Here is a 7697-nt window from a genome sequence, read left to right as displayed (position 1 = left end):
GGTCCCACCGCGGGCCGGCGGTCTCGCCGGTTCCGGCAATATTCCGTGCGACGATCCCGTTATGCCGGACATGACATCGCACCCCGCCACCAGCCTGCCCGTGTCCGTCCTCGACCGCGCCAACGCGATCGAGGGGGCCACCGAGTCCGAGGTGCTCACCGGGGTCATCGCCCGGGCCCAACGGGCGGAGCAGCTGGGATACTCCCGGTTCTGGGTGGCCGAGCACCACGGCGTGCCCGGCATCGCCGGCTCCTCCCCGACCCTGCTCATGTCCGCCATCGCCGGGGCCACGGACCGGATCCGGGTGGGCTCCGGCGGGGTCATGCTGCCGAACCACCAGCCGCTGGTCGTGGCCGAACAGACCGCCACCCTGCAGGCCTTGTTCCCCGGGCGCATCGACCTCGGACTGGGCCGCTCGGTGGGATTCACCCCGGCCGTCCGGTCGGCGCTGCGCCGGGACAAGGAGGCCGCGCAGCGGTTTCCCGAGGACCTCACCGAACTGCTGGGGTTCCTCGGCAGCACCGGCCCGTTCACCGCACGCCCGCAGGACCATGCCGCCACCCCGGTGTTCGTCCTCGCGACCGGGCAGGGACTGCGCTGGGCCGCGGAGGCCGGTCTGGCCGTCGTCGTGGGCGGGCCTTCCCTGTTCCAGCGCGACGGCGAGGCAGGGCATGAGGGCCTCGCCCGCTATCGCCGCGACTTCCGCCCCTCGCCATGGTTCGCCGAGCCCTCGGTGATCGTCTCGGTGAACCTCGCCGTGGCGGAGACCCGCGAGGCGGCGCGGGACCTCGCGCTGCCCGAGGCCTGGGCGCTGGCCCAGTCCAGGGTGAAGGGAGAGTTCCGCGCCCTGGAGCCCGTCGCGGGCATCCGGGCGAGGCTGCGCGGCGACGCCGGTTCCGTCACCGACCGCGACCGGCGGCGGGTGGGGGAGAACCTCGCCTCCGGGATCCACGGCACCCCGGACGAGGTGCACGAGGCAGTCCGATCCCTGGTGGACTTCACGGGCGCCGATGAACTGCTGGCGACCGGCGGCATGAGCGATCCGGCCGGCCAGCGCCGCTCGGACGAACTCGTGGCGGAGTTGTTCACCTGAGAAGGTGACCCACCGCGTCTCAGACCCCGCTGGCCTGGCCTCAGACCAGGGTGGCGTCCACGGTGATGTCCTTGACGCCGGCGAGCGCCTGGGACACCGGGCACTGGTCCTTGGCCTGGTCCGCGATCTTCACGAAGTCCTCGGTGGAGATCCCCTCGACCTGTCCCTTGACCACGAGCACGATCCCGGTGATGCCGACGCCGGCCTCGAAGGTGACGTCCGCGGTGGTCTCCAGGTGGGTGGGGGCGGTTCCGTTCTCCTTGAGCATGTTGGAGAACTGCATGGTGTAGCAGGTGGAGTGGGCGGCGGCGAGCAATTCCTCGGGGCTCGTGGTGGCTCCGGCCTCCTCGGCCCGGGCCTTCCAATTCACGTCAAAGGTGGCGGCCTTGGACGTCTCGAGGGCGGTGGTCCCGGAACCGGTGAACAGGTCACCGTCCCACTGGGTGCTGGCCTTGCTGACGATCGGACGGGGCATGGTGTTCCTCCTGTGACGTCGGGGACTTCTCACGGTGGCACTCAGGCCACCACGGCTACCGTATCCACGATGACCGGATTCTGTCAGGGCCGATGGTCTGCGCTCTCCACCCCACTCACCACCACATTGCCCACGGGGCTGCCGGATTCGACGGCGGCCACCGCCTCCGCCGCGTCCGAAAACGGATAGACGGCGGAGGCCACGGGGGTGAAATGACCAGCGGCCACGAGCTCGGCGACCTGCGAGTAGACCGCGGTGGTGCGGCGGCGGGTGACGGGCGCACCTCCGAGCTCCCGAGCCAGGTCGTAGTCGGCCACACTGCGCAGCGGCAGCACGCCCGAACGGTTCGGGCCGGCCTCAACGAGTCCGGCTGCCTCGCGCAGGGTCTCACCACCCACGGTGTCGATCACGCCGTCCACCCCGTCCGGGGTCAGGGCCCTCACCCGCTCGGTCCAGCCGTTCCCCTTGACCACATGTCGCGCGCCCAGTTCCTCGACGATCGGCCGCTTGGATTCCGAGGCCACGCCCAGCACAGTCAGTCCGCGGTCCCGGGCCAAGCCGCAAGCAGCCGTTCCCACACCGCCCCCAGCGCCGAGCACCACGAGCGTGGCACCCTGGGGAAGATCGAGCTCGTCCAGGGCGTCGAACGCGGTGCACACGGACACCGGCAGGGAGGCCGCCTGCTCCGCGGACACCGCCTCGGGCCGCAGTGCCGTGCCGGCCGCACTGAGCAGGACCTGTTCGGCAAACGCACCGGTCCCGGCCGCCGTCGAGCCGAACACCGCGTCTCCGGGACGGAGCCCGGTGACCCCGGGGCCGACGTCGAGCACCTCCCCGGCCGCCTCGCGGCCCATGGCCATGGGGAACCGGACCTCGATCCGATCCCGGCGCAATCCAGAGCGCACCTTGATGTCCGCCGGGTTCACGCCAGCCGCGGCCAGGCGGATCAGCACCTGCCCCTCACCGGGCGTCGGGTCCTCCATCTCGAGGTGGTGCATGACCTCAGGACCGCCGTACTCCGTGTATCCGAAAGCTCGCATGCGGTCATCTAACCAGGTAGTCCGGCACCAAATGTCCACGGAATGCGGGCATTCGAGAGCTTGACATCACCTGACATGGTCTGTTGCTGCCGCCGGACCGGGGCCGGTCCGGCGGCAGATTTCCGGGCGGTGGCCGGGGATGGACCGGCCTGCCTTCTCGGCCATACTCTCCTGCTGTTCCCGCGCACTGAAGGCCTCCCCCGGCTCCGCGCGCAGGCACTGGCCCGTCCCGCCCGGGACGGTCCACTCGCAGCCGTTTCACCCTTCGGAGGACCCCCATGCGCACGTCCCGTGCGGCAGCCGCGGCCAGTTGTCTGGCCCTCGCCGTCACCCTCACCGCAGCACCCGCCCAGGCCCATCCGCCCACTCCACCCGCTCCTGAGACGGTGGCGCAGGGCCTCGTCGGCCCCCTGTCCGTCGCAGCCGGGCACCACGGTTCGGCCTACGTCACCCAGAGCTTCACGGGCACCCTGTCCAAGGTCAGCAGACGAGGGACTGTGACCACCATCCACCAGATGCGGCCTCCCGTCAGTGAAGAGCTGGGCAACGAACTGGTCGGCATCGACGTGTCGAAGGGCTCGACCTTCCACCTCGAGTCTGATCTCGGTCGCGGTCCCACCAGTCATCTCGTCAGGACCTCCGAGCGCGGAAAGCGGACGGTGGTCAGCCGGGACTTCATCGCCTACGAGAACCGCAACAATCCCGATCGTCGGCAGACGTACGGGCTCCGCGGGCTGGACGCCAGCTGTGCCGCCGAGGTGGCGGTACTCGAGGAGGCCACCGGTCTGCCCCTCAATCGCTACCGGGGCATCGTGGAGTCCCACGCCTACCAGCTCGATGTCCACGGCAACACCGCCTATGTGGCCGACGCCGCCGCGAACGCGATCCTCAAGGTCGATCTGAAGACCCGGCGCATCTCCACCGTGGCCGTGCTCCCCACCACCACCATCACGATGACGCCGGAACTGAAGGCCGGCTTCGATGCTCAACTGGGTGCCCCGGAATCGGGCTTGGCCCTGCCGGACTGCGTCGTCGGGGCGGACTACACCGTTGAACCGGTGCCCACGGACGTGCGGGTCGGACGCGATGGGAACCTCTACGTCTCCACGCTCCAGGGCAGCGCCGGAGAGATGGTGCCGATCAGCACGGTGTACAGGGTCAATCCTTGGTCAGGGAAGGCCCGGACCGTGGCCAGCGGCATGCACGGCACCACCGGCCTGGATGTGGACCGGAACGGGGACATCGTGGTGGCCGAGATGTTCGGCGGGGAGGTCTCCCTCATCAGGAAGGGCAGCACATCGGCCAAGACGCTCTTCGCGGCGGAGTCACCCGCAGACGTGTCCTTCGGCGGCTCCACGCTCTATGCCACCACGGGCACCTTAGGTGACGGCGCCCTGGTGACATTCGAGCGGAAAAGGGGGCGCGGCTGATCCGACTTCGTCGACTGGGCCGGGTTGCGCGGGTCCAGACCCGCAGAGCCCGACCCAGCGGCGGGCCGCGCTGGCGCGGTGTACCGCTGGCACCAGGTACCACTCCCGCCGGAGCCACAACGGACAACCCTAGGCCCCTACGCCCGGGTCGCCTCCTTGATCAGTTCCATGACAGCCCTGACCTTGCGCAGCCGTTCCGCCCCTGGAGCGTGCAAAGCGCACAGGTGATTGGGCAGCAAGTCATTGGAAAGCGGCTTGTACACCACCTCGAGACCGTCCACCGTGGTCGCATTGGCGGGTGGTGTATTTGTCAGGGAGTATCCGAGGCCGCGGGCCACCAAGGATCGAATGGTCTCCATGGAGGACAGCGTCCACCGGATGTTCAGCTCCAACCCCAATCGGTGAGCCTGAGCCACGATCCGTTCCACCACCGGGGGACCATCCAGCAGGATCGCCGGTTCAGCAGCGATCTGACCCCAGTCAACGGATTCTGCCTGGGCTGCGGGATGACTGGCCGGCAGGACGGCGTGAAGCCGGACCTCCCGCAGGGGCGTCATCGAGAGATCCGCCCCCACCTGGAGTGAGTACACCACGGCCAGATCGAACCTGCCCGCACGCAACTCCTCCTGGAGCCACACGGCGGAGCCCTCCACCAGCTGCAGTTCCACCTGCGGATACCGCTCATCGCAGAGCTGAGCCAGAGGCGGCAAGACCAGCTTGGCGAGGGAATGGAGACATCCCACGCGCAGTCTCCCGGAGAGCTCCTGCAACGTGTCCGTGGCGGCAGCTTGAGCCGACTCGGCCGCCTCCACGCACGTTCGAGCGTGTCCTGCGAAGGCCAGGGCCACGGGCGTCGGAACCAGGGAAGTGCCATGGCTCCGCAGGAACAACGGGGCGCCGAGTGACCTCTCCAATTGGGCGACAGCCATGGATGTGGCTGATTGGGACGCGTGGCAGCGCTTGGCCGCCTTGGTCATGGAACCCGTGTCCAGGGCTGCCAGGAAGTACTCCATCTGGCGCAACGTCAGATCCATCATCAACTCCTCTGATATCCATCATCAAATATACAAGCTTGGTGGATGATGTGATGTGGATCATGCTGGAACACAACGGTTTAGAAACTCTACGATTTGGCCGCCCCTCTCTCGAGAAGGGCGATGGAAGGACATCCGGCATGCGAACACCTATGCCTGCATCCGCAGAGTCTGCACTCAATCCGCACATCATCACCCTGGGCACGGCGGGAGGCCCTCGGTGGTGGACTCGCGGCAAAGCCCAACAGCGGTGTGGCATCTCCACAGCGGTCGTGGTGGGAGACGGGTTTTATCTCGTCGACTGTGGCCACGGCGTGGGCCGGCGTCTCAACGAGGCTGGGTTGACTATGGGCGACTTGCGCGGGGTGTTCATCACCCATCTGCATTCCGACCACACCGTCGACCTCGGCAGCCTGGCGCTGTTCGGTCTCTACGAAATGCTCGACCGCCAGGACCGCCCGGTCAAGATCATGGGCCCCGGTAATCGCGGCATGCTGCCGGATGTCTCGCCCCGCGCCGTCCGGCAGCCGCAGCCGCTGAACCCGGAGAACCCCACTCCGGGCACGCGAGACATGTTCAGGACCCTGATGAACGCTCATGCCACTGATCTCAATGACCGCATCCTCGACAGCCTGCGGCCCAATCCCTTGGACCTCTTCGACGTCGAGGACATCGAACTCCCCGAGGGCCTCGACTATCACCCGAACGACCGCCCCACACCGGAGATGGATCCCTTCGTCATCTACCGGGACGAGTACGTCACGGTGAGTGCCATCCTTGTGGAGCATCCGCCGGTCGCACCGGCCTTCGGCTTCCGTTTCGAGACGGCGGAAGGGTCGGTGACGTTCTCCGGTGACACAGCAGAGACAGCGAACATGGTCCGATTGGCCCAGGGCACCGACCTGTTGCTGCACGAGGCCATCGACTTCGGATTCGTAGAGTCGATGTACGCGGACAAGGCCGATGAGGCCTCCCGCGCCTCACGTGACCACCACTACAAGTCCCACACATCCGTCGAGGGTGCGGCCCGGATCGCGACGGCCGCCGGAGCCGGCCAGTTGGCCCTGCATCACCTGGTCCCCGGTACGGCGGACCGGTCCGTCTGGGAGCGTGGCGAAGCACTCTTCAACGGCCCCTTCCATGTCCCTGACGATCTTCAGGTCATCCCCTTCGGGCCCTCTCACCACGCAGCCCCATCCACCGCCGGAGTTGGCCTTCCGGCCGCTGCAGAGACGCGTCAGGACGTGATGATTCCATGAGCGAGACCACCGCACCCACACCGTTCACCCCGTCCGATCATTCCAGCAGCGGGCCCGAGAGGACAGTGACCACGGCGACGTCCTTGAACGACAAGGACATGCGCCGGATCCTCTCTTCTAGCTTCATCGGCACGGCCATCGAGTATTACGACTTCATCCTCTACGCCACCGCCGCATCTGTCGTCTTCAACCAAGTGTTCTTCAACGGCCTGGATCCGGCCGTCGCCATGTTCGCCTCGTTCGGGACCCTGGCGGCCGGCTACCTGGCGCGGCCGCTCGGCGGGTTGGTGTTCGGCCACTACGGTGACCGCATCGGGCGCAAGAAGATGCTGGTCTTGTCCATGATGATCATGGGTGGGGCGACCGTACTCATCGGACTGCTGCCGACCACGGCCACCATCGGCATCGCGGCACCTGTCATCCTGATCTCCCTGCGCGTGATCCAGGGTGTGGCGGTCGGAGGAGAGTGGGGCGGTGCCGCCCTCATGGCGTTGGAGCATGCTCCGAAGAAATCCCGTGGGTTCGCTACGTCCTTCGCCAATGCGGGAGGTCCAGCCGGCGCCATCATGGCGACGCTGGTGGTGTCTGCCGTCTCGGCGGCCACCGGTGACCAGTTCCTTGCGTGGGGATGGCGGATTCCTTTCCTGCTGTCAGCAGTATTGATCCTCGTGGGCATGGTGATCCGCCTCAAGGTTTCCGAATCACCGGTCTTCCAGAAGCTCTCGGAGGAGAGTGAGGAGCGCAAGCTGCCCATCGTGGAGGTCATCCAGAATCACTGGCGCGCCGTGGTCCTGGCTTTGGCCGCGGCCATGGGATTCTACGTCTGCCAGGCGATCCTCACGGTGTGGGGCGTCTCCGTGGCGGTCGAGCAGGGCCTGGACCGGTCAGCCGTCTTGAACTGGAAGGCCGCTGCAGCCGCCCTCACGCTCGTCGTCACCTTCTGGGCCGCACGCATGTCGGACCGCATCGGACGTCGGCGGATGCTGACCATCGCCGGGGTGGTCGGCATCGTCTCGGCCTACCCGCTCGTCTTACTGCTCACCGCCGGAACCATGTGGAGCTTCGCCCTCGCCATGATCCTCGGCAATGGACTCGTGCAGGGCCTGCTCTACGGACCGATCGGCGCCTTCGTCGCAGAACAGTTCCCGGGAAAGGTGCGGTACACCGGAGCGTCTCTGGCGTACCAGGGCGCCTCCGTCGTCGGTGCCGGCTTCACCCCGATGATCGCGGCAGGCCTCATGATCCTCGCCGGTGGTTCGGTGATCCTCGTCGGAGCCTTCTGGGCCGGGATGTTGGCGATCTGCACGCTTGCCGTCCTACTCACCAAGGAGTCCAGCCGCAAGGACCTCCTCTGACCGCACGGTCT

General features: G+C 67.4%; 7 protein-coding genes. 4 read left to right on the top strand and 3 right to left on the bottom strand.

Annotation, left to right across the window (positions count from 1 at the left end; all coding sequences use genetic code 11):
- The first annotated feature begins 70 nt into the window (after positions 1 to 70).
- Positions 71 to 1093 (top strand): MsnO8 family LLM class oxidoreductase, encoded by a 1023-nt coding sequence (locus RUH65_RS03940; RefSeq protein WP_313815889.1) that lies wholly within the window; start codon positions 71 to 73, stop codon positions 1091 to 1093.
- A gap of 40 nt (positions 1094 to 1133) precedes the next feature.
- Here the strand turns inward: RUH65_RS03940 and RUH65_RS03935 are convergent, their stop codons facing one another.
- Together RUH65_RS03935 and RUH65_RS03930 are read right to left on the bottom strand one after the other, a co-directional pair.
- Positions 1134 to 1568 (bottom strand): OsmC family peroxiredoxin, encoded by a 435-nt coding sequence (locus RUH65_RS03935; RefSeq protein WP_313815888.1) that lies wholly within the window; start codon positions 1566 to 1568, stop codon positions 1134 to 1136.
- An 83-nt stretch (positions 1569 to 1651) separates the two neighbouring features.
- Positions 1652 to 2608: an NADP-dependent oxidoreductase gene (locus RUH65_RS03930; RefSeq protein ID WP_313815887.1), complete on the bottom strand. Its 957-nt coding sequence runs from the start codon at positions 2606 to 2608 to the stop codon at positions 1652 to 1654.
- Positions 2609 to 2886: 278 nt separating this feature from the next.
- On the opposite strand from RUH65_RS03930, the gene RUH65_RS03925 reads away from it, so the two are divergent.
- A complete protein-coding gene (locus RUH65_RS03925; RefSeq protein ID WP_313815886.1) occupies positions 2887 to 4038 on the top strand; it encodes a ScyD/ScyE family protein in 1152 nt (383 codons plus the stop codon).
- Positions 4039 to 4175: 137 nt separating this feature from the next.
- On the opposite strand, the gene RUH65_RS03920 is transcribed toward RUH65_RS03925, so the two are convergent.
- Positions 4176 to 5075, bottom strand: a complete 900-nt coding sequence (locus RUH65_RS03920; protein WP_313815885.1) for a LysR family transcriptional regulator — start codon at positions 5073 to 5075, stop codon at positions 4176 to 4178.
- Between the two features lie 137 nt (positions 5076 to 5212).
- Here RUH65_RS03920 and RUH65_RS03915 point away from each other — a divergent pair, with 137 nt between their 5' ends.
- Both RUH65_RS03915 and RUH65_RS03910 read left to right on the top strand, forming a co-directional pair.
- Positions 5213 to 6331: an MBL fold metallo-hydrolase gene (locus RUH65_RS03915; protein ID WP_313815884.1), complete on the top strand. Its 1119-nt coding sequence runs from the start codon at positions 5213 to 5215 to the stop codon at positions 6329 to 6331.
- Positions 6328 to 7686 (top strand): MFS transporter, encoded by a 1359-nt coding sequence (locus RUH65_RS03910; protein ID WP_313815883.1) that lies wholly within the window; start codon positions 6328 to 6330, stop codon positions 7684 to 7686. The genes RUH65_RS03915 and RUH65_RS03910 overlap by 4 nt, the downstream gene beginning before the upstream one ends.
- Positions 7687 to 7697 lie beyond the last annotated feature (11 nt).

It is taken from the genome of Citricoccus sp. (assembly GCF_032154715.1).
Lineage (GTDB): Bacteria > Actinomycetota > Actinomycetes > Actinomycetales > Micrococcaceae > Citricoccus.
The sequence above is the reverse complement of the archived record's forward strand: the minus strand, read 5'-3'. Positions and strand labels throughout refer to the sequence as shown.